The 22,944-nt window shown below is 71.4% G+C and carries 23 protein-coding genes and 1 tRNA gene; 13 read left to right on the top strand and 11 right to left on the bottom strand.

Translation table 11 applies throughout. The features are described from left to right. The first annotated feature begins 23 nt into the window (after window positions 1-23). Window positions 24-644 carry a DnaJ family domain-containing protein gene (locus tag J2W45_RS07830; protein WP_310130513.1) on the top strand — a complete coding sequence of 207 codons (621 nt, stop codon included), beginning with the start codon at window positions 24-26 and terminating at the stop codon, window positions 642-644. A 3-nt stretch (window positions 645-647) separates the two neighbouring features. Here J2W45_RS07830 and J2W45_RS07825 read toward each other — a convergent pair whose 3' ends face one another. Genes J2W45_RS07825 through J2W45_RS07815 form a run of 3 tightly spaced genes read right to left on the bottom strand, consistent with a single transcriptional unit; the run spans window position 648 to window position 2,379 of the window. Continuing rightward, window positions 648-1,358 carry a hypothetical protein gene (locus J2W45_RS07825; RefSeq protein WP_310130512.1) on the bottom strand — a complete coding sequence of 237 codons (711 nt, stop codon included), beginning with the start codon at window positions 1,356-1,358 and terminating at the stop codon, window positions 648-650. Next, the gene (locus J2W45_RS07820) at window positions 1,355-1,780 is read right to left on the bottom strand and encodes a DUF6114 domain-containing protein (protein ID WP_310130511.1); all 426 of its coding nucleotides are present in this window, start codon (window positions 1,778-1,780) and stop codon (window positions 1,355-1,357) included. Before J2W45_RS07820 ends, J2W45_RS07825 begins: the two co-directional genes overlap by 4 nt. A gap of 2 nt (window positions 1,781-1,782) precedes the next feature. Further along, window positions 1,783-2,379, bottom strand: a complete 597-nt coding sequence (locus J2W45_RS07815; RefSeq protein ID WP_310130510.1) for a DUF6230 family protein — start codon at window positions 2,377-2,379, stop codon at window positions 1,783-1,785. 132 nt (window positions 2,380-2,511) lie between these two features. Between J2W45_RS07815 and J2W45_RS07810 the strand changes: the two genes are divergently transcribed. After that, on the top strand, window positions 2,512-3,126 hold the full coding sequence (locus J2W45_RS07810; RefSeq protein ID WP_310130509.1) for a TetR/AcrR family transcriptional regulator: 615 nt from the start codon (window positions 2,512-2,514) through the stop codon (window positions 3,124-3,126). 9 nt (window positions 3,127-3,135) lie between these two features. Here the strand turns inward: J2W45_RS07810 and J2W45_RS07805 are convergent, their stop codons facing one another. Together J2W45_RS07805 and J2W45_RS07800 are read right to left on the bottom strand one after the other, a co-directional pair. Further along, window positions 3,136-3,459: a hypothetical protein gene (locus tag J2W45_RS07805; RefSeq protein ID WP_310130508.1), complete on the bottom strand. Its 324-nt coding sequence runs from the start codon at window positions 3,457-3,459 to the stop codon at window positions 3,136-3,138. Between the two features lie 80 nt (window positions 3,460-3,539). Further along, a complete protein-coding gene (locus J2W45_RS07800; RefSeq protein ID WP_310130506.1) occupies window positions 3,540-4,445 on the bottom strand; it encodes a DsbA family protein in 906 nt (301 codons plus the stop codon). Between the two features lie 127 nt (window positions 4,446-4,572). Between J2W45_RS07800 and J2W45_RS07795 the strand changes: the two genes are divergently transcribed. Then, window positions 4,573-5,211: a class I SAM-dependent methyltransferase gene (locus J2W45_RS07795; RefSeq protein WP_310130500.1), complete on the top strand. Its 639-nt coding sequence runs from the start codon at window positions 4,573-4,575 to the stop codon at window positions 5,209-5,211. A gap of 14 nt (window positions 5,212-5,225) precedes the next feature. Here the strand turns inward: J2W45_RS07795 and J2W45_RS07790 are convergent, their stop codons facing one another. Further along, complete coding sequence (locus J2W45_RS07790; RefSeq protein ID WP_310130498.1) at window positions 5,226-6,671, bottom strand: MDR family MFS transporter; 1,446 nt, start codon at window positions 6,669-6,671, stop codon at window positions 5,226-5,228. A 74-nt stretch (window positions 6,672-6,745) separates the two neighbouring features. Here J2W45_RS07790 and J2W45_RS07785 point away from each other — a divergent pair, with 74 nt between their 5' ends. The 5 genes from J2W45_RS07785 (at window position 6,746) to J2W45_RS07765 (ending at window position 13,455) form a co-directional block, all read left to right on the top strand. Further along, the gene (locus J2W45_RS07785) at window positions 6,746-7,429 is read left to right on the top strand and encodes an ArsR/SmtB family transcription factor (RefSeq protein WP_310130497.1); all 684 of its coding nucleotides are present in this window, start codon (window positions 6,746-6,748) and stop codon (window positions 7,427-7,429) included. Further along, the gene (locus tag J2W45_RS07780) at window positions 7,426-8,694 is read left to right on the top strand and encodes an MFS transporter (protein WP_310130496.1); all 1,269 of its coding nucleotides are present in this window, start codon (window positions 7,426-7,428) and stop codon (window positions 8,692-8,694) included. Before J2W45_RS07785 ends, J2W45_RS07780 begins: the two co-directional genes overlap by 4 nt. 52 nt (window positions 8,695-8,746) lie before the next feature. After that, window positions 8,747-9,304, top strand: coding sequence for a hypothetical protein (locus J2W45_RS07775; RefSeq protein ID WP_310130494.1), 558 nt, complete (start codon window positions 8,747-8,749; stop codon window positions 9,302-9,304). A 141-nt stretch (window positions 9,305-9,445) separates the two neighbouring features. After that, window positions 9,446-13,204 carry an AAA family ATPase gene (locus J2W45_RS07770; RefSeq protein ID WP_310130493.1) on the top strand — a complete coding sequence of 1,253 codons (3,759 nt, stop codon included), beginning with the start codon at window positions 9,446-9,448 and terminating at the stop codon, window positions 13,202-13,204. A gap of 41 nt (window positions 13,205-13,245) precedes the next feature. Beyond that, entirely contained in the window at window positions 13,246-13,455 is a 210-nt protein-coding gene (locus tag J2W45_RS07765) for a hypothetical protein (RefSeq protein ID WP_310130491.1), read from the top strand. A gap of 285 nt (window positions 13,456-13,740) precedes the next feature. Here the strand turns inward: J2W45_RS07765 and mscL are convergent, their stop codons facing one another. Genes mscL through J2W45_RS07750 form a run of 3 tightly spaced genes read right to left on the bottom strand, consistent with a single transcriptional unit; the run spans window position 13,741 to window position 15,163 of the window. Continuing rightward, a complete protein-coding gene (mscL, locus tag J2W45_RS07760; RefSeq protein WP_310130489.1) occupies window positions 13,741-14,178 on the bottom strand; it encodes a large-conductance mechanosensitive channel protein MscL in 438 nt (145 codons plus the stop codon). A 16-nt stretch (window positions 14,179-14,194) separates the two neighbouring features. Further along, window positions 14,195-14,533 carry an FmdB family zinc ribbon protein gene (locus J2W45_RS07755; protein ID WP_310130486.1) on the bottom strand — a complete coding sequence of 113 codons (339 nt, stop codon included), beginning with the start codon at window positions 14,531-14,533 and terminating at the stop codon, window positions 14,195-14,197. A gap of 45 nt (window positions 14,534-14,578) precedes the next feature. After that, complete coding sequence (locus J2W45_RS07750; RefSeq protein WP_310130483.1) at window positions 14,579-15,163, bottom strand: 5-formyltetrahydrofolate cyclo-ligase; 585 nt, start codon at window positions 15,161-15,163, stop codon at window positions 14,579-14,581. A gap of 59 nt (window positions 15,164-15,222) precedes the next feature. Between J2W45_RS07750 and galU the strand changes: the two genes are divergently transcribed. From galU to J2W45_RS07730, 4 genes are all read left to right on the top strand, one after another. Beyond that, the gene (gene galU / locus J2W45_RS07745; protein WP_310130482.1) at window positions 15,223-16,200 is read left to right on the top strand and encodes a UTP--glucose-1-phosphate uridylyltransferase GalU; all 978 of its coding nucleotides are present in this window, start codon (window positions 15,223-15,225) and stop codon (window positions 16,198-16,200) included. Window positions 16,201-16,222: 22 nt separating this feature from the next. Continuing rightward, window positions 16,223-16,885 (top strand): GNAT family N-acetyltransferase, encoded by a 663-nt coding sequence (locus J2W45_RS07740; protein WP_310130479.1) that lies wholly within the window; start codon window positions 16,223-16,225, stop codon window positions 16,883-16,885. A gap of 95 nt (window positions 16,886-16,980) precedes the next feature. Then, window positions 16,981-18,102, top strand: coding sequence for a hypothetical protein (locus tag J2W45_RS07735; RefSeq protein ID WP_310130477.1), 1,122 nt, complete (start codon window positions 16,981-16,983; stop codon window positions 18,100-18,102). 58 nt (window positions 18,103-18,160) lie between these two features. Further along, a tRNA-Ala gene (locus J2W45_RS07730) sits at window positions 18,161-18,236 on the top strand. 83 nt (window positions 18,237-18,319) lie between these two features. Here the strand turns inward: J2W45_RS07730 and J2W45_RS07725 are convergent. Beyond that, window positions 18,320-18,919 carry a LysE/ArgO family amino acid transporter gene (locus J2W45_RS07725; RefSeq protein ID WP_310130475.1) on the bottom strand — a complete coding sequence of 200 codons (600 nt, stop codon included), beginning with the start codon at window positions 18,917-18,919 and terminating at the stop codon, window positions 18,320-18,322. 69 nt (window positions 18,920-18,988) lie between these two features. Here J2W45_RS07725 and J2W45_RS07720 point away from each other — a divergent pair, with 69 nt between their 5' ends. After that, the gene (locus J2W45_RS07720; protein ID WP_310130472.1) at window positions 18,989-19,936 is read left to right on the top strand and encodes a LysR family transcriptional regulator ArgP; all 948 of its coding nucleotides are present in this window, start codon (window positions 18,989-18,991) and stop codon (window positions 19,934-19,936) included. On the opposite strand, the gene J2W45_RS07715 is transcribed toward J2W45_RS07720, so the two are convergent. Beyond that, window positions 19,875-22,766: an aminotransferase gene (locus tag J2W45_RS07715; RefSeq protein ID WP_310130470.1), complete on the bottom strand. Its 2,892-nt coding sequence runs from the start codon at window positions 22,764-22,766 to the stop codon at window positions 19,875-19,877. The genes J2W45_RS07720 and J2W45_RS07715 overlap by 62 nt on opposite strands. Between the last annotated feature and the right edge of the window lie 178 nt (window positions 22,767-22,944).

Raw genomic sequence — 22,944 nt, 5'->3', positions numbered from 1 at the left:
GAGGCCCGGCGTAGAGTGAAAACATGGCCCGCAACCGTGACGAAACCCGTCGCCCGGCTCGCGAGTCCGACCCGCTCGTGGAGGCCGCGCGCTACCGGCTGCGACGTGACGCGGAGGCCCGCGGCGAGCAGGTGGAGGAGGCGAACGCCGGGCAGCCGTCGATGGAGCAGCGCGCGCAGATCGTCGAGACGGCGATCCAGCAGGCGATGCGGCGCGGCGACTTCGACAACCTGCCCGGGGCGGGCAAGCCGCTGCCCGGGCTCACCGGGACGCACGACCCGGACTGGTGGATCCGCCGCAAGATCGAACGCGAGCAGCTCACCGGGCTCGGCCCTCCCGCGCTCCTGCTGCGCACCGAGGACAAGGAGCTCGACGCGAAGCTCGACCGGCTCGCGTCCGAGACCGCGGTGCGCGAGCACCTCGAGACGTTCAACCGGCGCATCGTCGAGGCGCGGCGGCAGCTGCAGGGCGGCCCTCCCGTCGTCACACCGACGCGCGACGTGGATGCGGAAGTGCGGCGCTGGAGGGAGCGGCGCGAGCAGCGCATCCGGGAGGCGGACGCCCGTCGCCGCGCCGAACGCGAGGAGTGGGAGTCGCTCACCTGGCGCGAACGCCGCAGGCGGAAGCGGTCGGAGGGCCGCTGACCGCTATTCGGTCAGGTGCTGGTGCGGTGCCGTGAAGTGGATGCTGTCCGCGGTCACCCCGACGAGCCCGAGCGTGACGCGCAGCAGCTGCGGCGGCAGGCCGTCGGCGGGCGGCGGGGTGGCGGCGCCCAGAGTGATGCTCTTGCCGTCCTGGCCGGTCGCGGTCACCGAATCCACGTAGACGTTCACGTTGCCGCGCAGCGCCATCTGGTCGGCGGTCGTCGCGAGCTTGGGCCCTGTCGCCTTGCGCACGGTCAGGCTGAACCCGTCGACGGTGATGCTGTCGGCGGAGATCTTCAGCACGGGGATGCGGCTGCCGTCGGCGAGCGGGACGGTCACCACGCTGATGCCCTTCAGTCCCGAGAACGACAGGGACCGGCTGCCCAGCTGCGCGGGCGGCTGGGTGAAGACGGGGGCGCCGGCATCCGGCCCGGCGGGCGCCGGGGGAGCGGTCGGGGTGGGCGTCGCGCCGGGAACGGTCGGGGCGTCGGACGTCCCGGGCAGCGGGAGGTTCGGGATGCCGGGCACGCCCGGAGTGGTCGAGCTCGGCGACGGCGTGGGGCTCTGGCTCGGAGAGCTGCACGACATGAAGAGGGGGATGCACAGGGCGGCCGGCGCAGACGACGGCACACGCGCGGCGCCCAGGCCGGCGAGCGCCGCGGCGACGCACGCGATCAGCGCGCCGGCGACGACGCCCGAGCCGCGGCGCCTCATGCGGTCGTGCCTTCGCGGTCGGCGGGTGCATCCACCGCATCCACCGCATCCACCGCATCCTTCTTCGGCATCCACGCCACGGTGAGGATGCCGCCCACCGTGCTCAGCAGCATCCCGATGAAGAAGCCGCCCAGGTTCACGCCGACGAGCGAGTACACCGCGACCGCCAGCGCGATCACGCCGTAGAAGATGCGGTGCGCGGGCATCGCGATGACGAGCACGCCCAGCAGCACCAGCAGGATCGGGATGATCGTCGCCTGCAGCCCCTCGATGCCGAGCTGCACGTGGATCTTGCCGATGTCGAGCTGTCCCGAGAAGAACATCTCGATTCCGCCGAGGGCGGTGAGGACGCCGCCCACGAACGGGCGACGGCGCCGCCAGGCGCGGAAGCGCGCCCAGCGGCCGGTCGCGTGCTCAGCCACGATCAGAAGCATCCCTTCGAGCCGTCGGTGAGCTGCACGTGCATGCCGGTCAGAGTGAAGACGGAGGCCTGCGTGCTCCACGCGGTCTGCTGGAGGTTCGTGATGGTGACGGTGTCGGCGTCCTGCGCGAAGTCGCCGGCGGCGCCCTTGGCCGTCGTGTTCACGGTGGAGGCGTCGACGCCGATGCGGATGTTGTGGAACTCCGAGTCGCCCTTGAGGTCCGTCATCCCGATCTGAAGGTCGGACGCGCTCGCGGGGGAGCCGCCGCCTCCCGCGGTGATGAGCATGCCGACCTTGCCGAGCGGGGTGTCGGTGACGACGGCCTGGCAGAGGTCGGAGAGGGTGGCGGACTTGATGTTCGCGATCGCGACCTGGTGCTCCTTGCCGGCGGTGTCCGGCGCGACGCCCGCGTACTGGGAGAAGCCGGTTCCGTCGAGCTTGGAGGCGCTGATCTGGAACTGGCTGCCGGAGACGGCGAACGAGACGGGCACGGCGCCCTGCGCGACACCGGCCATCAGTACGGTCGACACCACGGCGACGGGGACGGCCGCGAGCACGATCCGTCCGGCGTGCGACCCGGCGAGCTTTCGGAACTTCATCGATCCTCCTGTTCGGGGGACTTGACAGCCACGGCGCGGTCAGGTCCAGGAGCGAGCTTAGGCGTTATTGACCGTGTGTCAATAGTCGAGGTCGCCACTCTCGCGGAGAGGGGCGGCGGATAGGCTCGACGTATGGACACGGACCGGCGGACGCGACTGACGCCGGACGAGCGGCGGGCGCAGCTCGTCGCCCTCGGGGTGGCGTTCCTCGCCGACAACCCGCTGGACCAGCTGACCATCGAGGAGCTGTCGGCGCGGGCGGGGGTCTCCCGCGGGCTGCTGTTCCACTACTTCGGGTCGAAGCAGGGCCTCCACCGGGAGGTCGTCCGCACCGCGCGCGACAGCATGCTGTACGCCACGGAGCCGGTCGCGGGGCTGCCGCCGCTGGAGCGCCTCCACGACACCCTCACCCGGATCGTCGCGTTCGTGCGCGAGCACAGCGGCACGTTCTACTCGCTGGTGCGCGGCGTCGCCTCCGGGGACACGGAGGTGCGCGCGGTGGTCGAGGAGGCGCGCGGCGAGCAGGCCGAACGCGTGCACGCGGTGTTCCTCGAACTGGGCGTGCCGGACACGGAGCTGCTGCGCATCGCGCTGCGATCGTGGATCGCGTTCGCCGAGGAGGCGCTGGTCGAGAGCGCGATCGGCACCGACCTGCCGTCCGAGCGGATCGTCGGCTTCCTCGAGCGCAGCGCGCGCGGGGTGGTGGACGCGCTGGAGCCCGGCCCGGAGGCTGGTGCAGAGGGGTAGCGCGGAGGGCTAGATGCCCTCCTCCTCGACGTCGTCCTCGGTGAGCACGCCCGCATCCACGTCGTCGTCGCTGTGCTCGTCGTACTCCGGCTCGGCCTCGCGGGCCTGACCGCCGGTGGGGCCGTCGTTGCCGTCGCCAGGGCCGGACCAGATGGTCTCGCCGGCGACCGCGTCGTTGGTGACCAGCTCGTCGGCGAAGTCGGCCTCCGCCTCCCGGTCGTTCAGCGCGTAGTCGACGTCGCCGTCAGCCGGGTCTGCCCAGCCGGCCGTGTCGCCCGCATCCCCTTCGCCGATCTCGACGCCCTCGATGCCTTCCTCCGGTACTCGCTCCATGCCCGCACCGTACCACCAACGGTTCCTCACTTAATCCGCGATTTCGAGTCGAAAACCGGGATTAAGTGAGGAACCGATTGCTAGGAGGCGGTGGGGAAGGTGATCGTCTTGCCGGAGCCGGCGTCCTTGACCGCGGCGTCCTTGAAGGCGGCGAACTGGGCCGCGTCGGTGAAGCCGCCCTGGTAGCGCTCGCCGTTCACGAACACGGTCGGGGTGCCGAAGCCGCCCGAGGTCGGGTTCTTCAGCTGCGAGTTGGCGGTCGCGTCCGACGTCATCGTGGTGATGAACGACGCGAAGGTCTGGTTGTTCACGCAGTCGGTGATCGCCTTCGACGAGACGCCCGCGTCCTTGAAGATCGACAGGATCTGCGCGTTGCTCAGGCCGCCGCCGGTCTGCTCGTCCGGCTGCTTGGCGAAGAGCGCGGCGTTGATGTCGAAGAACTTGTCGGGGTCGGAGTTCGCGACACAGGATGCCGCAGCGGCGGACCGCGTGGAGTACTGCTTGTTCGCGCTGCTGTCGAGGATCGCGACCGGGTGGACCTCGAGCGTCGCCGAGCCGTCCTGCAGCCACTGCTTGATCTGCGCGTTGTTCGTGGTCTCGAACTGGTCGCAGTAGGGGCACTGGTAGTCGAGCCAGATCTGGATGTGCGCGGTCTTGCCGTTCAGCTCCATCTTGGTGGGCGTCGGCTTGCCGCCGGCCGGGATGGCGGGCGTGCTCGTGGCCTGCGTGGGCGAGGTCAGCAGGATGCCGCCGCTCGCCATGTTCTTGGGGTTCGCGGCGCTGGCGCCCGGTCCCATGCTGGTGAAGACGACCACGCCGATGATGGCCAGAACCGCGACGATGCCGACGATGACGGAGCTCTGGACGACGATCTTGCGACGGCGCGCCTTCTTGGCGGCCTCCTCGCGCATCCTCCTGGCGGTCTCGCGCGCCTCCTCGCGGCGGTCGCGTTTCGTGGGACCCGTGGTTCCCCTGCCAGTTGCCATTCAGCTCATCCCATCGAACGGTGGACAGTTCCTCCACGATCGTAGGGGTCTTTTGCTTTGAAGGCGCTGTGCCGGGCGGCGTCGTGGCCTAGCGTGGAGGCATGCTGTTCACGGATCGAGCCCGCTGATGTCCGACGATGCCGCCGGCGCCGCGAGCGACGGCCCGAAGGACGGCCGCGACACCGCCGGCGCCGACTACGCGGAGCGGCTGCGCCGCCTGGACACGTCGTGGTGGCGCCGCACCCTCAACGTGCAGGCGCCCTACCGCTGGAACATCCGCCGCCTCCACCTGGGCCGGGTGCTGGATGTGGGGAGCGGCCTGGGCCGCAACCTCGCGCACCTGGGCAATAACGGGGTCGGCGTCGACCACAACCCCGAGTCCGTGGCGATCGCGCGGGCGCGCGGGCTGACGTCGTTCACGAGCGACGAGTTCCCGACCACCGAGTACGCGAAGCCGGGCACGTTCGACTCGATGCTGCTGGCGCACGTGGTCGAGCACGTGGACCCGGACTTCGCGGTGGAGCTGGTGCGGATGTACCTGCCGTACGTGAAGCCCGGCGGTCACGTCCTCTTCATCACGCCGCAGGAGCGCGGCTACGCGAGCGACGCGACGCACGTCGCGTTCACGGACTTCGCCGGGCTGCACCGGCTCGCCGACCGGCTGGGGCTGGCGGTGGAGCGGGAGTACTCGTTCCCGCTGCCGCGGTTCGCCGGCAAGGCGTTCACGTACAACGAGTTCGTGGTGCTCACGCGCATCCCGGGCTGAGCGGGGCGGCCGACTTACTCGGCCGTCGCGGGCGCACGTCCCAGCTCGACGTCCTCGACGCGCGACCGCGGCATCGCCAGGCCCGCCGCGATGGTGAGCACCGTGGCGATCGCCACCGCCACGAACACCGCCGTCGACGCCGACTGGATGGTCTCGGGCGACTTCGCGCCGCCCGCCGAGCCCGCGATGATCGAGTTCGCGATCGCGCCGAACACGGCGACGCCGACCGCGCTGCCGATGGAGCGAGCGAACATGTTGCTGCCGGTGACCACGCCGCGCTCGTTCCAGGCGACGCTCGACTGCGCCGCGATCAGCGTCGGGGTCGCGATCAGGCCCATCCCGAGGCCGACCACGAAGCAGCTGACCGCGACGAACAGCACCGACGGGGTCACTGAGGTGAGCGCGAGCGAGATCGCGCCGACGATGGCGATGCTCATGCCGAGCAGCGCCGTGTTGCGGAAGCCGATGCGCAGGTAGAAGCGTCCGGACAGGCTGGCCGCGATCGGCCAGCCGAGGGTCAGCGCGGCGACGGCGAGACCGGACACGATGGGCGCGACGCCGATCGTGCCCTCCAGATAGGTAGGCACGTACGAGGTGAGGCCGATCAGGATGGCGCCGACGCCCAGCGAGATCAGCGTGGTCGTCACCAGCAGACGGCGGGAGAACACCCACAGCGGCAGCACCGGCTCGGTCGCCCGCCGCTCGACCAGCACGAACGCGACGAGCAGCAGCCCGCCGAGGACGAACGCGCCGATGCTCCAGATCGAGTTCCACGCCCACGCCTGGCCGCCCTCGAGCACGGCGAGGATGAGCAGGGTCGTGCCGCCGGTCAGGAGTACAGCGCCCGCGTAGTCGATGCGGTGCTTGCGGCGCTCGATGCTCTCGTGGAAGCTGCGGATCAGCATCCACGCGGCGAGGATGCACAGAGGCACGTTGACGAAGAAGATCCAGCGCCACGACAGGAACTGCGAGAACACGCCACCGAGCGTCGGTCCGACGACGGAGGAGATCGCCCAGACGCTGGCGAGGTAGCCCTGCGTCTTGGCGCGCTCCGCGACGGTGTAGATGTCGCCCGCGATGGTGATCGACATCGGCTGGATGGCTCCGGCGCCGAGTCCCTGCAGGGCACGGAATGCGATCAGCGCCGGCATGCTCCAGGCGAACCCGCAGAGCACCGAGCCGATCAGGAACAGGGCGATGCCGACGAGCACGATCGGCTTGCGGCCGACGGTGTCGGAGAGCTTCGCATAGACCGGGACGGACACCGCCTGCGCGAGCAGGTACACCGAGAACAGCCACGGGAACTGCGCGAACCCGCCGAGGTCCTGGACGATCGAGGGGACCGCCGTCGCGAGGATCGTCGAGTCGATCGCCACCAGCCCCGTCGTCAGCATGAGGGCGATGAGGATGGGGCCGCGCTCCGATCGGAAGCCGACGCTCGCTCGGGTGGGTTGGTTCATATCGGTCAACAACGTAGACCTGGTCCCTGCATTCCCGCTTGACGTGAAAGAAAGAGCACGCCATGATCTGAAACATGTCTTTCACATCGGGTCGTCCGGAGCGCCGCACCACGGTCACCGACCCCCGCGCGCTGCGGGCGCTCGCGCATCCGCTGCGCCTCGCACTGCTCGACCATCTGATGTCGTTCGGCCCGCGCACCGCCAGTGAGTGCGCCGCAGTCGTCGGCTCCACGGCATCCAACTGCAGCTATCACCTGCGCGCGCTCGCGAAGGTCGGACTGGTCGAGGCGGCGGATGCGGAGGACGGCCGCGAGCGCCCCTGGCGGTCCGCGTCGACCGGCCTGAGCTTCGGGCGGTCGGAAGACCCCGAGTTCGAGATCGGCGCGGACACCGTCGAGCGGGCCCTCGCCGACCGGCAGGTCGACGACGAGGGCGCGCTGGTGCACCGCGCGATCGCGCAGCGCGACGAGCAGCCGGTGGAGTGGCGCGAGGCGAGCATCCTGAGCGGCTACGCGCTGAAGCTGACGGCCGCCGAGTTGCGCGAGCTGGGGGAGCGGCTGGATGCGCTCATCCGCCCGTACATCGCGCTCACCCGCACGGACGCGCCGGATGGGAGCGACGTCGTCGCGCTGCACCTCAACGCGTTCCGCCACCCGGACGCGATCGCGGCGGCGCGGGTCGCGGAGGAGCGGATCGCGGAGAGCCGCATCGCGGAGGAGCGGATCGCGGAGACCCGCGTCGCGGAGGAGGACTCATGACCACCGTCCCCGCGCAGAAGCGCTCGCCGTCCCCGCTGCTCCGCCGCGACTTCGCGCTGGTCTGGTCGGCCGGACTCGTCTCGGACACCGGCGACTGGCTGCTCCGGATCGCCCTGCCGCTGTTCGCCCTCTCGGCGACCGGCTCGGCGCTCGGCGCCTCCACCGTCTTCCTGGTCGAGCTGGTGCCGATGCTGCTGGTCGGCAGCTTCCTCGGGGTGCTCGTCGACCGCTGGGACCACAGGCGCACGATCGTGATCGTCGCCGTGCTGCAGGGGCTGTTCCTGCTCCCGCTGCTGGCGGCGAGCGCCGACCGGATGGGCATCGTCTACGCGGTCGCGGCGGTGGAGGCGGTGCTCGGCGCGGTCATCAACCCGGCCCGCCAGGCGATGACCCCGCAGCTGGTCGGAGCCGACCAGCTCGCCCGCGCCAACGCGCTGATCGCGGTCAGCGACAACCTAGCCCGGCTGATCGGCTCGCCGCTCGGCGGTCTCTCGTTCGCCCTCTGGGGGCTGCCGGGAGTGGTGGTGGCGGATGCGGCGTCGTACGTGATCACCGCGGGGCTCGTGGCGCTGAGCCGGCCGCATCCACTCGGGGTGGACGGTGCGGACGAAACAGGCGCCGACGGCGAGCCCGCGGTGGCGGTCGAGCGGCGCATCCTGCGCGAGTGGGCCGACGGGATCGCGCTGATCGCGCGCTCGGGCACCCTCCGCATCCTCGCCCTCATCGCGGCACTCGGCGGGGTCGCGCAGGGCCTCTTCCTCGTGCTGTTCCTCGTCTACGTCACGCAGAACCTCGGCGCGGGCGACACCGGCGCCGGCGTGATCCGCGGCGTGCAGGCCATCGGCGGGGTGCTCGGCGGACTCGTCACCGGGCTGCTCGCCCGCCGTCTCGGACCGCGCTCGCTGATCGGCGGCGGGTACCTGGTGTTCGGGATGCTCTCCCTCCTCACCTGGAATCTCGCGCCTTTCACCACCGCGCTCTGGGTGTACTGCGGGCTGTTCATCGCGATGGGCCTCCCGGGCGTGACCACGGCGACCGGCGAGATCACGCTCGTGCAGACCGAGGTGCCGCCTCGCGCCCTCGGGCGCGTGATCGCGGCGGTGACCACGCTCGACGGAGCGGCGCAGGCGCTCGGCCTGCTGCTGGGCGGCCTGCTCGCCGACTCGGGCGACATCGTGCCGATCCTGGATGTGCAGGCGTCCCTCTATCTGCTGTGCGGGGTGATCGGGATCGTCGCTCTGCGGGGCGCGAAGCGTCTTCCATAACGGCCCGCCGCGAGGATAGTGTGGCGCCACGCTGGTCTCCCGGAGGTGGATGATGTCGTTCCGATCACCGCAGCTTCGCCGCACGGCGCTCCGCCGCACGATCGCCGCGGGAGCCGTCGCCGCCTGCGCGCTCACCGGCCTCACCGCGTGCGACCTGTGGGCGCCCCAGGACACGCTCTACATCGAGTCGGCCATCGTCGGCGCGAGCGCGACGGTCGGCGAGGTCTACGTCGGCAACGCGGTGCTGGTGACCGGCGAGGACGACAGCGCGAACCTCGTGATGACCCTGATCAACCAGAGCCAGACGGATGCGCAGGAGATCACGATCATCCCGACCGGCGGCCAGACCATCCAGGTGTCGATCCCCGCGCGCGCCACCAAGAAGCTCGGCGATCCGCCCTCGGAGACCACGCTCGTCACCGGGCTCGACGCGAAGCCGGGCTCGCTGACCACGGTGTCGGTCACCAGCGGCGGCAACTCGGTCGGATTGCAGGTGCCCGTCGTCACCCAGGCGCTGCAGCCGTACGGGACGCTGACGCCCGTCCCGGTGCCGACCTCGACCTCCACTTCGACGCCGTCGCCGACTCCGTCACCCACGCCGTCGAAGTGAATGCGCCGCTCCGCGGGGAGAGCCGCTTGCGCTGAGCGCGCCTCCACGCCGGGACTCGCGCTCACGCATCCCGGCGTGATATTGACACGAAACCCGCCCGATTTCCCGGCGATTCCGCGGAAGTGAACGTAGGGTGTCCGTGTGTGGCGACTGGACAGGAAGACCGACGATGACGACGCGACGTCGGACATCGCAGACGACGACGCCCTGAACCCGCGCACGACGACCTCCCCGCACGCCCTCAGCCTCGGCGACCCGGCCCTCGTGGCCGGCAACATCGCCGAGCCGGTGTGGCGGCGCTGGCGGGAGGAGATCGCGGCGATCGGGGGCGACTCCCCGCTGCTCCACTTCGAGGACAGTCCGCGCACCCGCATCGAGCTGAGCACCACGCATCCCGGCGGCCTTCCGCAGTTCATCACCGGCCAGAGCACGCTGCTGTCGAGCCTCATCCGCGACGAGCTCGCGCTGCGCACCGCCCGCGCCGCCGCGAACGCGATCACCCAGAAGGGCATCGAGCTGCGCTCGGTGCGCGGCATCGAGTCGGTGCACCTGGCGATCGGGCTGGCTCAGTGGCGGCACGGCGCCGAGGAGTACTTCGCGCCGATCCTGCTGCGTCCGCTCGCCATCCGCCGCTACGGCCGCGACTTCGAGCTGAAGCTCAAGGGGCAGACGTTCCTCAACCCCGAGCTCGCGCGCGCACTCAACGAGCAGTTCCAGATCACGCTCGACGCCGACGCGTTCGTGGCGCTCGCCGTGTCCAACGGGGTCTTCAAGCCGCAGCCGGTGATCGACCGGCTGCGCGGACTCACCTCGCACCTGCCGTGGTTCAACGTGCAGCCGCGCCTGGTGGCCTCGTCCTTCGCGGATGTCGCCCCCGCGCTGAGCGAGGAGGCCCGCGACCTCGACACCGTGCTGCTGGATGCGCTGGCCGGCAACCCGACCGCGCGCACCACCGTCGAGGGCGCGTTCAACCCGGTGGAGCCCATCCGCCAGGACGAGCGCCCGCCCGCGACCGACACCCTGCTGCTCGACGCCGACGAGACGCAGGAGAACGTGGTCGCCCAGATCGCCGCGGGCAACTCGCTCGTCGTGAAGACCCTCCCGGGCACCGGCGGCACGCAGACGATCGTCAACGCGATCGGCGCCCTGGTGTCGCAGCACAAGCGCGTGCTCGTGGTGAGCCCGCGCCGCTCCAGCCTCGACGACATCGCGCAGCGGCTGACCAAGGCCGGGCTGCCCGGACTCGCGGTCACCCCGCGCACCCTGCGCCGCGACCTCGTGCAGTCGATCGCCCGCAACGAGAAGGCGACGCAGCCCAAGGTCACGGACGTCGACGAGGCGCTGGTGCGGCTCCGCAAGGTGCTCGTCGACTACCGCGCCGCCCTCACCCGCCGCGACCCCGTGCTCCGGGTGTCGGTGCTGGATGCGCTGCGCGAGCTGTCGCGCCTGTCGCTGCTGCCGTCGCCGCCGTCCACCACCGCCCGTCTCGGCCGCCACGCCATCGAGGCGCTCGCACGCGACCGCGACGCGTCCGCCGACGCGCTGATCCGCGCCGCCCGGCTGGGGGAGTTCCGCTACGGCCCCAACGACTCGCCCTGGTACGGCGCCTCCTTCACCACCACGGAGGAGGGCAAGGCGGCCCACGAGCTCGCCAAGAAGCTGAACCGCGCAGAGCTGCCGCGCCTGATCGACCGCGCGCAGGCGCTCATCGGCCAGACCCGGATGCGCCCGTTCGCGTCCATCGCCGAGCTGGGCGTGTACCTGCGGCTGCTGCTCGACATCCGCGAGACGCTCGACAAGTTCACTCCGTCGGTGTTCGACCGGTCGCTCACCGAGCTGATCGCGGCCACCGCATCCCGTCGCGAGTCGCCGTCGATGTCGAGCGCCAACCGTCGCCGCCTGCGCAAGCACGCGCTCGAGTACGTGCGCCCGGGCGTGCACGTGACCGACCTCAACGAGAGCCTGCGGCGCATCCAGCAGCAGCGCATCCTGTGGAACCGCTTCGCCGTCGCCGGCGTCGTCCCGGAGGTGCCGGTCGGCATCGCGGACGTGCAAGTCGCCTACCAGCGCGTCGCCGAAGACCTGGCGCGCCTCGACATCCCGCTGCGCCGCACCGGCACGCCGCAGTCACTCGCCGCACTGCCGGTGGAGGAGCTGACCCGCCAGGTCGCGGGCCTCGCAGCCGAGTCCGAGGTGCTGGCCAACCTGCAGGAGCGCACCGCGCTGCTCACCCAGCTGCGCGATCTGGAGCTGGACCCGCTGATCTCCGACCTCTCCATCCGCCACGTGCCCGAGAGCCAGGTCAGCGCCGAGCTGGAGCTCGCCTGGTGGCAGTCCGTGCTCGAGTCGCTGCTCGCCTCGGACCGCGCTCTGCTCAGCGCCAACACGGGTGTGCTCGACCGGCTGGAGGCGGATTTCCGGCTGGTGGATGAGGCGCACGCCTCCGCGACGGGCAAGCAGCTCGCGTGGATGCTCGCCGAGACCTGGAAGATCGGCATCGTCGACTGGCCCGACGAGGCGGCCGCGCTGAAGCGCCTGCTGAAGTCGAGCATCCCGACCGCCACCACCCTCAACGAGGCGGCGCCGCACCTGGCGCGCCCGCTGGCGCCGGTGTGGCTGATCTCGCCCTACGAGGTCCCGTCGATCGGCCGCGAGGTCGGCTTCGACGCGGTGCTGCTGGTGGACGCGGGAGCGTCGAGCCTCGCCGAGAACGTCCCCGTCATCCGCCGCGCGAAGCAGGTCGTCGCCTTCGGCGACCCGGTGACGCAGACTCCGTCGCGCTTCGACATCGGCGTGCACGAGTACGGCACGACGGTCGAGGACGTCGACGTGGATGCGCTGCACGCGGACTCCGCGCTCAGCCGGCTCTCCGAGCTGCTCCCGGTGTACACGCTCAGCCGCAGCTACCGCGCGGGCGGCGAAGACCTCGCCGAGCTCGTCAACCGCCGCTTCTACGGCGGCATGATCGACTCCCTCCCGTGGGCGGGGACCTATCTCGGTCACGGCAGCCTCGCGCTGCACTACGTGACCGGCGGCCAGGGCATGCCCGACAGCGACACGGGCGCCGTCGAGTCGACGGACGCCGAGGTCGCCAAGGTGGTCGAGCTGGTGCTCGCGCACGCGACCGAGCGGCCGCGCGAATCCCTCATGGTCATCACCGCGAGCGAACGGCACGCGGTGCGCGTCAACCAGGCCGTGCTGGCGGCGTTCGCCAAGCGGACCGAGCTGGCCGACTTCATCCTGGGCGAGCGCGCGGAGCCGTTCACCGTGGTGACCCTCGACCAGTCGGTCGGCCAGAGCCGCGACCGCGTCATCTTCTCCATCGGCTACGGACGCACCCCGCACGGACGCCTGCTCTCCAACTTCGGCGCGCTGGCCGAGCCGGGCGGCGACCGCCTGCTCGCGGTCGGCATGACCCGGGGACGCCGCGGGATGGACATCGTCTCGTGCTTCAAGCCGGAGGACATCGACGAGTCCCGGATGCGCCACGGCATCGCCGCGCTCGCGCAGGTGCTGGGGGAGGCCGACCAGATCCAGGCGGCGGCGCCCGAGTACCTCAGCCCGGACGCGGACCCAATGGTGCTCGACCTCGCCAAGCGGCTCGCCCGCCGCGGCCTCGACGTGCAGCTCGGCTACCGCGGGAAGCTCACCCTGGTCGCCTCGCACCAGGGCCGCGCGGTCGTCGTCGAGACGGACCAGGACGTGTCGAAGGGCAGCCTCCGCGAGTCGCTGCGGCTGCGCCCGGACGTGCTGCGCCGCCTCGGCTGGCACTACCTCCGCGTGCACAGCTTCGAGCTGTTCGCCGACCCCGACGCGGTCGCCGGCCGCGTCGCGGCACTCATCGGCAAGGCGGAGCCCGACGCCGAGACCGCGCCGATCACGCTGCCGACGCTGTCGTAGCGGTTGGCTTGCGCGCGGCCGGCCGTTCTAGGCTGGATGCGATGAGCGAGACACCCGGGAGGCGGCGGAACCGCCGCGTGCAGCGTCCCGGCGTGCCCGGAACCGACCCGGCGCCCCGCGTGGCCCCGAGCGACGAGCCGGCCGCGGCCGGCGCCGCCGGCGCCGCTGGCGCCGCGCCCGACTCCGACGACGCTCCCGCCTGGGGCTCGAACGACGAGCGCCTCCGCCGCGACGTCCCGCCCCACTGGTAGCGCGCGCTCCCTGCCGTTTCGCCGAGGTGCACGTTGTTGCGCACCTGCGCGGCGTGTCGCCCGCACCTACGTGCACCTCAACGGGCGTGGCTCCCGCGGGCGGGATCCCACCCTCGAGGTGCACGTTGTTGTGCTCCCGCGCGGCGTGACGCCCGCATCTACGTGCACTTCGCGGAGGGTGAAGCCCTTGGGAGGGACGGAGCATCCACGAGTGGTGACTTGTTGTCGCTGTTCGCGCGGGATTCGCGCAACAACTCACGACTCATCGGAGGCGCGCGGGAGGCGTCAGGTAAGGGGGTCGGCGTGCTTGCCTGTGGGCTGGGGCGGGGACTGCTGCGCCTGCAGGAGGTCGCGGATCTCGGAGAGGAGGTCGAGCTCCGTGATCGGCTTGTCGGGCTGGACGACGCCCTTCTTGCGCAGGCGCTCGGCGCGCTGCTTGACCTGGTTCAGCGGGTACACGAAGACGAAGTAGACGACGACCGCGACGATCAGGAAGTTGATGATCGCCCCGAGCACCGCGCCGAACTTGATGTCCGACCCGTTCAGGGTCACGACCATCGCGCTGTCCAGGGTGCTCGACTTGAAGAACGCGCCGATGAGGGGATTGATCAGGTTGTTGACGATGGACGTCACGACCGCCGTGAACGCCGCACCGATGACGACCGCGACCGCGAGGTCGATCACATTGCCGCGGAGGATGAACTCCTTGAATCCTTTGAGCATGACCGGACGGACCCTTCTACGCGGCGGAACCCGACGACGACGTCGACGGGCTCGAGGAGGTGGAGGAGCTGGACGAGGACGAAGCGGACGAGCCGGAGCCCGAGGAGGACGAACCGGAGGATGACGAGCCCGAGGAGGACGACGACGACCCCGACCCCGAGTCCGACTTCTTCCCCCCGCTGCGCGAGTCCGTCCGGTAGAACCCGGACCCGTTGAACGTCACGCCGACCGTCCCGAACACCTTCCGCAGCGATCCGCCGCAGTTCGGGCAGACGGTGAGGGCGTCGTCGGTGAAGGCCTGCTGGATGTCGAAGGCGTGGCCGCAGTCGCGGCACGAGTAGGAGTAGGTGGGCATTCTTCTTCCGCTGCGCTTCAGGGTGGAGTCGGGTGGATCGGCGGTTCAGGTGAACTGGACGATCCGGCTCGGGGTGACCGCGCCGTCCACCGGCTGGTCGTGGCGTTCGCGCGGCACCTCGTCGACGAGCTCGCCGTCGAACAGCACCGCGTACACCGGGGGACATTTTTCCATGCTGCCGAGCGTCTTGTCGAAGTACCCGCGGCCCCAGCCCATCCGCATCCCCGTCGCGTCGACGGCGGCGGCCGGGACGACGATGAGGTCGACGTCGTTGATCGCGATCGGTCCGAGCAGCTCGCCGACCGGCTCCGGGAGCCCGTACAGGCCCTCCGTCTCGGTCTCGCCGTCGCCGGTGGTCCAGTCGAGGAGGCCGTCCTCGCGCGAGATCGGCAGCAGCACGCGCATCCCCTGGGTGTGCGCCCAGTTGAGGAACGGTCGCGTGTCGGGCTCGATCGGGGTGGAGAGGTACGCGGCGACGGAGCGGGCGGAGAGGTCCGTCGCGAGGTCGACGAGGTTGCGGGTGATCCCTGCTGTCGCCGTCTGCCGCTCGGTCGTGGTGAGGTTCTGCCGGCGCTCGCGGAGCTCCGCGCGCAGGGCGCGCTTGCGATGAGCGGCAGTGTCCGGATCCATACGGCAATCCTAGGAGATGCCATCCTGTGCTCCGCTGAAATGCGGATACTGTAGGCGGCATGGCTAATCACGACCGCGTTACGAAAGCAGTGATCCCGGCAGCCGGCCTCGGTACCCGGTTCCTCCCGGCGACCAAGGCGATGCCCAAGGAGATGCTTCCCGTCGTGGACAAGCCCGCCATCCAGTACGTGGTGGAGGAGGCGGTGGATGCGGGACTGCACGACGTCCTGATGGTCACCGGCCGCAACAAGAACGCCCTCGAGAACCACTTCGACCGCAACGCCGAGCTCGAGGAGACGCTGACCAAGAAGGGCGACACCGAGCGCCTGCAGAAGGTCTTGTACTCGACGGCCCTCGCCGACATGCACTACGTGCGCCAGGGCGACCCGAAGGGTCTCGGCCACGCGGTGCTGCGCGCCAAGATGCACGTCGGCCGCGAGCCCTTCGCCGTGCTGCTCGGCGACGACATCATCGACGCGCGCGACGACCTCCTCAAGCGGATGCTGACCGTCCAGGCCCAGCGGCACGCGACCGTCGTCGCCCTGCTCGAGGTCGACCCCGACTCCATCCACCTCTACGGCGCCGCTGCCGTCGAGGAGACCGACGAGGACGACGTGGTCCGGATCACCGGCCTGGTCGAGAAGCCGGACAAGGAGCACGCGCCCTCCAACTACGCGATCATCGGCCGCTACATCCTGCGCCCGGAGGTCTTCGACGTGCTGGAGCGCACGGAGCCCGGACGCGGCGGCGAGATCCAGCTGACGGATGCGCTGCAGTCGATGGCCGAGGCCCCGGACTGGACCGGCGGCGTCTACGGCGTCGTCTTCCGCGGCCGCCGCTACGACACCGGCGACCGGCTCGACTACATCAAGGCGATCGTGCAGCTCGCCGTCGACCGCGAGGACCTCGGCCCCGAGCTGCGCCCGTGGCTGCGCGACTTCGCGTCCGGCCTGGAGGACGAGCCCGTGGAGATCGTCGAGGAGATGCCGGCCGACCCGACCGGTCCCATCCAGACGCTCTCCGCCCGGGACCTCTGACAGCCGGCCGAAGGAGGAGTACGTGGCGATCGTGGTCCCCACCCTCACAGAGGGCCGCGTGGGCTTGCGCCCCATCCGCTTGCGGGATGCGCGCGCCCTCGAGCGCTCGCTGCTCGACAACCGCGGCTGGCTGCGCCAGTGGGAGGCGACGAGCCCGTACTCGCCGGGCTCCTTCGACACGCGGGCGAGCATCCGCTCGCTGCTCGGGAACGCGCGCGCCGGCCACGGCCTCCCGTTCATCGTGGAGTGGGACGGCCAGCTCGCCGGCCAGCTGAACGTGTCGTCGATCGCCTACGGCTCCCTGTCGAGCGCGACCATCGGCTACTGGATCGCGGAGGAGTTCGCCGGCCGCAACATCACGCCGACCGCGGTGGCGCTGGCGACCGACTACTGCTTCTACCAGCTGGGCCTGCACCGGATGGAGATCTGCATCCGGCCCGAGAACGGCCCGAGCCTGCGCGTGGTCGAGAAGCTCGGCTTCCGCTACGAGGGGCTGCGGCGCCGCTACATCCACATCAACGGGGACTGGCGCGACCACTTCTGCTTCGGGCTGGTGTCGGAGGAGCTGACCCAGGGCGTGCTGCGCCGCTGGCTCGACGGCAACGTGCCGGCGGATGCCGCGAGCATCCCGGCCGAGGACCGCGCGGCCGCGGCGATCCCGCTGCCGGTGGCACGGCACCGCTGAAGCCTCCCGCCGCGTCTCCTGAAAGAACTCTGGATCGCGTGACACACCCCTCCGCCTGACCGGGCGCGGGCGGCCGCCGCCCCTACCGTAGAGGCATGAACGGGGATGTGATGGGCGGTGGGGTCGTCGTCGCGCTCGCGGCCGCTCTCTGGCTGGCCTATCTCGTCCCGGTGTGGCTGCGCCGCCGCGAGTACATCGCGACGGAGCGCAACGCGGTGCGGCTGCAGCAGACCCTGCGCATCCTCGCCGAGACCAGCGAGCTGCCGGACGAGGTGCGCATGGAGGCGACCGCGCGGACGGTCGCGGAGCAGCAGCGCATCCTGCGCCGGGCCGAGCAGAAGTCCCTCGCTGCGGCACGCGCCGAGGCCGCCGCGCACGCCCGCCGCGAGCAGGCGATCGCGGAGGAGCGGCGCCGCGCGGCCGAGGAGGCCGAACGCGCCGCCGCCGAGGCGATCGCCATGGAGCGCGCCGCCCGGGCGGCAGCGGCCCAGCGGGCCCGAGCGATGGCGAACGCGGCCACCACCATCCCCATGTCTCCCCAGCGCCGGCGACGCGTGCGCCGCGCGCGGGCCATCTGCACCCTCGTGCTCGTCGCCGGGCTGACCGGCTTCGTCAGCGGCGCCGTCGTGCTGTTCGAGACCGGCGCGTGGCTGCTCGCGGTCGCCTCCGCCGGCGCCGTGGTGCTCTCCGGCTGGATGCTCGGTCGCCTGGCGCGCCCGCAGCGTCCCGTCGCCTCCGCTCAGCCGCTCGTGCGCACGTCGCCGATCGCGCCCGAGCTGTACGACGACGCCCAGCACGACCTGCCGGTGCAGGAGCGCCTCAAGCAGAGCTGGACGCCGCGCCCGCTGCCGAAGCCGCTGCACCTGTCGCCGGGAACGGTCGCCGCGGCGGCCATGGCCTCGGTGGATGCGGCGGCCGAGCTGCGGCGGGCCGCGGCCCGTGCGGAGTTCGACCGGAAGGCGGCGGAGGTCGCCCCGCCGGCGCCGCAGCCGGTTCCGTTGCGGGTGGTGGCGGCTGCTCCGGCGGCTGTGGCACCTGTCGGTGTCGCGCCGGTCGCGCCGGTCGCGGTGGCTGGTTCACCGGTCGCCGCCGCGCCCGTCGCGGTCGCGCCGGAGCCCGTCCCGAGCCGGTACGCGAGCATGGGCGTGCTCGACGACGTGGATACCGGGAGCATGGATCTGGACGCCGTCCTGCGCCGTCGCCGGGCCGCCAGCTGAGCCGTGCTCGATTTCGACTCGGCGCGCGTGGGGTGCTATTGTTTCTAAGCAGTTCCCCGGGGCTATGGCGCAGTTGGTAGCGCGCTTCGTTCGCATCGAAGAGGTCAGGAGTTCGAATCTCCTTAGCTCCACCACCACCGGAAAGGCCGCCAGAATCGGGCGGCCTTTTCGTATGTCCGGCTGTTTGGTTGCTTTCGTCGCGGAGGCGCGAGGCGGCTCAGATCACCAGCAGTACGGCCAGCACCAGCATCAGCACGGCGATGCCGCCGTCGAGGATGCGCCACGCGACCGGCTTGGCGAACACCGGCGCCGCGAAGCGCGCGCCGAAGCCGAGCAGCCCGAACCAGAGCAGGCTGGCGGTCGCGGCGCCCGCGCCGAACACCCAGCGGCCCGGATCGCCGTGCGACGCGGACAGCGAGCCCAGCAGCAGCACGGTGTCCAGGTACACGTGCGGATTCAGCCACGTGATCGCGAGGCACGTGCCGATCGCGGCGGCGAGCGACCCGGCGACGGCGCCGGAGGTGTTCAGCGATTCGGGTTTGAGCGCACGTCTCGCTGCGAAGACGGCATAGCCGACGAGGAAGGCGAAGCCCGCCCAGCGCACGATCTGGAGGGCGACGGGCGCGTTCTTCACCAGCACGCCGATGCCCGCGACTCCCGCGGCGATGAGCACGGCGTCGCTGAGCACGCAGATGATCACGACCGGCAGCACGTGCTCGCGCCGCAGCCCCTGGCGCAGCACGAACGCGTTCTGGGCGCCGATGGCGACGATGAGGGAGGCGGCCGAGCCGAGGCCGGTGAGGAACGTGGGGAGCACTCCTCGACGCTACGAGTGCCGCCTCCATAAGTACAGCTCAGGTTGCTTACGCAGGATTAGCATGGCTTCATGGCGGATATCGAGCACCTGCGGACTCTGGCCGCTGTTGTGGACGGCGGCACGTTCGAGGCGGCCGCGGCGTCCCTCCACATCACGCCGTCGGCCGTGAGCCAGCGGATCAAAGCGCTCGAGGAGCGCAGCGGCCGCGTGCTGGTCCGCCGGACCCGGCCGGTCGAGGCGACGGAGCCCGGCCACGCCCTCCTCCGCCTCGCCCGCCAGCTGGTGCTGCTGGAAGCCGAGGCCGAGCGCGCCCTCGCCGCGGAGGATGCGGCGCGTGCGACGGCCGTCCCGCTCGTGGTCAACGCCGATTCGCTCGCTACCTGGGTGCTGCCCGCCCTGGCGCGGCTGGACGGGATCGCCTTCGAGGTCGTGCTCGACGACCAGGAGCACACCCTCGACCGGCTGCGTGACGGCACGGCTCTCGCAGCGATCGGTTCGGACCCGGAGCCGGTGCAGGGCTGCTTCGCGCGGCCGCTGGGGTCGATGGTCTACCGCGCCGCCGCCAGCCCGAGGTTCGCCGCCCGGTGGTGTCCCGACGGGTGGATGCCGCAGGCCGCGGCGGCAGCGCCGATGCTGGTGTTCGACCGCAAGGACGCCCTGCAGCACCGCTACCTGCGCGCGTTCGCCCCGGACGCCCGCCCACCGCAGCACTTCATCCCCGCGTCGACGCAGTTCGTGGAGGCGGCGGTGCTGGGGCTGGGCTGGGGGATGCTGCCGGACCTGCAGGTCGAGGAGCTGGTGCGGGACGGCGCGCTGGTCGTGCTGGATGCGGAGCGCGTGGAGGAGGTGCCGCTGTTCTGGCACCAGTGGTCGCTGCGGTCGGCCACGGTCGACGCGGTCGCGGCGGCGATCGCGGAGGAGGCGGGGCGGGTGCTGCGGCCTGTCGGCGTGCCCGCTACAGCGTCGCGAGCACCAGGTCGAGGGCGTCCACGAAGCGGTCGGCGCTCTCCCGCGTGATGCAGAGCGGCGGCTTGATCTTCAGCACGTTCTTGTAGTCGCCGGTCGGCTGCACGATGCAGCCCTCGGCCAGCATCCGCTCGCACACGACGGCCGCTTCGGCGGTCGCCGGAGCCAGCGTCTCGCGGTCGAGCACCAGCTCCATCCCCAGGTAGAGGCCCATGCCGTGGACCGCACCGACGAGTGGATGCCGCTCGCCCAGCCCGCGCAGACGGTCGGCGAGGTGGTCGCCGACGGTCGCCGCGTTCTGCTGCAGGCCCTCGTCGCGCATCACGTCCAGCACGGTCAGCCCGACCACCGAGGACACGGGACTGCCGCCCGCGGACGAGAAGAAGCTTCCCTCGGCAGCGAACGACTCGGCGATCTCGCGTCGAGTGATGACGGCGCCGAGCGGCTGGCCGTTCCCCATCGCCTTGGCGATCGTGATGACGTCCGGCACCACGCCCTGCTGCTCGGAGCCCCAGAAGTAGTGTCCGAGCCGGCCGTAGCCGACCTGCACCTCGTCCGCGATGCAGACGCCGCCTCGGGCGCGGATGCGCTCGTACACCCCGGCCAGGTAGCCGTCGGGCAGCATCAGGCCCCCGGCGTTCCCGAAGACGGGCTCCGCGATGTAGCCGGCCACCTCGATGCCGGCGGCGTCGAGCGCGGCGAGGTCCGCATCCAGGTCGGCCAGGTACGCAGGCCCCGCGTCGGGACCGGTGTGGATGCCGCGTAGGGAGTTGGGAGCGGCGACGAGCTTCACCCAGTCGGGCCGCGTCTCGAGGGCGCGCGGATTGTCGCCCAAGGAGGAGGAGACGGCGTCCGAGGCCATCGTCCACCCGTGGTACGCCTCCGTCACGGCGAGGATGGTGCGCCGGTCGGTGTGGATCTGCGCGAGCCGCAGCGCGAGGTCGACGGCCTCGCTGCCGCTGTTCACCAGGAAGACGGTGTCGAGCCCCTCCGGCGCGATCTCGGCCAGCCGCTCGGTGAAGCGCGACAGCTCGTCGTAGTGGAACCGCGAGTTGGTGTTGAGGCGCGCCCACTGGTCGCGCACGGCCTCCACGAGCCGCGGGTGCCCGTGCCCGATCTGCGTGACGTTGTTGACCATGTCGATGTAGGTCTGCGCACGCGTGTCGACGAGGTGGTGGCGCCAGCCGCGCTCGACGAGCGGGGGATGCGCGAAGTAGTGCTCCTGCACCGTCGCGAACGTGGCGTCCCGGCGTGCCAGCGACGCGTCCGGATCGGGCGCCTCGACGGTGAGCTCGATCCCGAACAGGGCGGACGGGTCGGGGGAGACCGCGGCCCACTCGGAGAACGGCAGCGTCGGCGTGACGAACGCGGGCGGACGGTGCCCGCTGAGGGTGCTCAGCTGCGCGGTCAGCCGGATGGCCGTCCCGATCGTGTCGCCGGCGCGCACCGTCGCCGTGGTGAGCGGCCGGGTGAGGCCGTCCAGCCACAGCTCCAGCCCGTCGCCGCGGAGCAGCCAGGAGCCGCCGCTCAGCGACAGCTCGCCGTCGAACGGTGCGATCACGTCGACGCCGGTGGGAGCCTCCAGGGTCACGGCGAGCGCGACCGTGCGGCTCGGGAGGGAACGGTCCGTGGATGCGCGGGTCAGCCGCGCCTCGCCGAAACGGGTGATCGCGTGGCCGTGCTCCCGGCAGATGCGGGCCAGGATGGCGTCCTCGGCGTCCGGCCGGAGCCACGCGCCGGCGTCGAGCTCGCGGGAGGTGACGGAGAGGTCGGCGAGGTTGGCCGCGGTCGTGCTCAGCGAGACGAGCGGTGCGATGGCGGGGCGGGCGGGCGCGGCGGGCTGCTGGGCGGCGGTCGAGGCGGCCAGCCGGGCGCGGATCAGCGTCTCGACCTCATCGGCATCGAGCCGCCGGGCGACGTCGAACGCCACCCACTCGTGGGCGCGGTTCTCGGCGGCGTAGATGTTGTCCGCCTCCAGGGCCACCTGCTGTTCGCCGCTCACGACCAGGACGGCGCCGCGCAGCACCACCAGCGGCCACAGGGCGGCGAGGTCGCTGTCGTCGAGCGGCGCCTCCGCGTGGAACGCGTCGATCACATCCAGCACCGCCAGCGGCTCGTCGGGCACATGGTGCAGTGCGCTCGTCACCGTGGCGGCGAGCTCGGCGACCAGCCACCCGTCCGAGACGTCGCCGAAGTCGATGACGCCCGGACCTCCGTCGCCGAGGACGATGTTGTCGTCCGTCACGTCGCCGTGCACCGCCTGGACGCGCAGACGGTCGCGCAACGGCGCCAGGCGCCCAAGCGCGGCGTCCGTGGCGTCGCGCACGACGCGGCGCTTGGCGGGCTGCTCGACGTGCTCGAGGAGGAGGTCGACCACCTCGCCGCCGATCCGCGCGTCCCACTGGGTCGACCGGTCGAGGCCAGGGTGACGCAGCGCGGAGAGCCCGGCGGCGACGCGTCCGGCGAGGGTTCCGAGGGTCCGCAGCTGCTCGGGCGTGGGACGCCCGACGTCGGTGAGCGGGTCGCCGTCGAGGTAGCGGAGGACGCGGGCGAGCAGGGTGACGCCGCGCACGTCGACCTCGACCAGCTCCTGGTCGTCAAGGGTGGCGATCACCTCGGGGATGCGGATGCCGGAGCCGGTCAGCGCCGCGAGCGCCGCGTTCTGCGCCCGCAGTTCGTCGGCGGAGAACACCGGATTGGCGAGCTTGAGCACGTAGCGGGCGTCGCCCGTGTCGACGCGGAAGTTGCGGTCTTGATTGCTGCCCAGCTCGATGATGCGGCCCTGCAATCCGAATCGCTCGGCCGCGATCGCGACGGCGTCGTCGGCCGTCACGTCGGGCCGCGGAAGCGCAGGCTGGGTGAGGAAATCGAAGTTCGGCAAGGGGGCTCCCGGGGGCTGGGCGGCGATCTGACGCCAGTCTATTGACGGGGTTCGACGCCCTGTCGACGAACGTGGGGATCTGTGGACAACCTGCCGCTTGTGGACGGATCGTCCAGGCGATCTGTACGGACGCAGCATCGCGCGATCGCATGCCGCCTGTACGCATAACAGCCAGCAT

Origin of the sequence: Leifsonia shinshuensis (assembly GCF_031456835.1) — a bacterium.
GTDB lineage: Bacteria > Actinomycetota > Actinomycetes > Actinomycetales > Microbacteriaceae > Leifsonia > Leifsonia shinshuensis_C.
Note: the sequence above shows the minus strand (reverse complement) of the source record. Positions and strands in the feature narration are given on the sequence as shown.

Bases quoted from the DNA above. Each gene is read 5' to 3' on its own strand.
- J2W45_RS07800 (WP_310130506.1), bottom strand. From the start codon at position 4,445: ATGGCAACTGGCAGGGGAACCACGGGTCCCACGAAACGCGACCGCCGC.
- mscL (WP_310130489.1), bottom strand. From the start codon at position 14,178: ATGCTCAAAGGATTCAAGGAGTTCATCCTCCGCGGCAATGTGATCGAC.
- J2W45_RS07720 (WP_310130472.1), top strand. From the start codon at position 18,989: ATGGCGGATATCGAGCACCTGCGGACTCTGGCCGCTGTTGTGGACGGC.
- J2W45_RS07780 (WP_310130496.1), top strand. From the start codon at position 7,426: ATGACCACCGTCCCCGCGCAGAAGCGCTCGCCGTCCCCGCTGCTCCGC.
- J2W45_RS07825 (WP_310130512.1), bottom strand. From the start codon at position 1,358: ATGAGGCGCCGCGGCTCGGGCGTCGTCGCCGGCGCGCTGATCGCGTGC.
- J2W45_RS07785 (WP_310130497.1), top strand. From the start codon at position 6,746: ATGTCTTTCACATCGGGTCGTCCGGAGCGCCGCACCACGGTCACCGAC.
- J2W45_RS07805 (WP_310130508.1), bottom strand. From the start codon at position 3,459: ATGGAGCGAGTACCGGAGGAAGGCATCGAGGGCGTCGAGATCGGCGAA.
- J2W45_RS07810 (WP_310130509.1), top strand. From the start codon at position 2,512: ATGGACACGGACCGGCGGACGCGACTGACGCCGGACGAGCGGCGGGCG.
- galU (WP_310130482.1), top strand. From the start codon at position 15,223: ATGGCTAATCACGACCGCGTTACGAAAGCAGTGATCCCGGCAGCCGGC.
- J2W45_RS07795 (WP_310130500.1), top strand. From the start codon at position 4,573: ATGTCCGACGATGCCGCCGGCGCCGCGAGCGACGGCCCGAAGGACGGC.
- J2W45_RS07750 (WP_310130483.1), bottom strand. From the start codon at position 15,163: ATGGATCCGGACACTGCCGCTCATCGCAAGCGCGCCCTGCGCGCGGAG.
- J2W45_RS07755 (WP_310130486.1), bottom strand. From the start codon at position 14,533: ATGCCCACCTACTCCTACTCGTGCCGCGACTGCGGCCACGCCTTCGAC.
- J2W45_RS07775 (WP_310130494.1), top strand. From the start codon at position 8,747: ATGTCGTTCCGATCACCGCAGCTTCGCCGCACGGCGCTCCGCCGCACG.
- J2W45_RS07790 (WP_310130498.1), bottom strand. From the start codon at position 6,671: ATGAACCAACCCACCCGAGCGAGCGTCGGCTTCCGATCGGAGCGCGGC.
- J2W45_RS07765 (WP_310130491.1), top strand. From the start codon at position 13,246: ATGAGCGAGACACCCGGGAGGCGGCGGAACCGCCGCGTGCAGCGTCCC.
- J2W45_RS07735 (WP_310130477.1), top strand. From the start codon at position 16,981: ATGAACGGGGATGTGATGGGCGGTGGGGTCGTCGTCGCGCTCGCGGCC.
- J2W45_RS07830 (WP_310130513.1), top strand. From the start codon at position 24: ATGGCCCGCAACCGTGACGAAACCCGTCGCCCGGCTCGCGAGTCCGAC.
- J2W45_RS07815 (WP_310130510.1), bottom strand. From the start codon at position 2,379: ATGAAGTTCCGAAAGCTCGCCGGGTCGCACGCCGGACGGATCGTGCTC.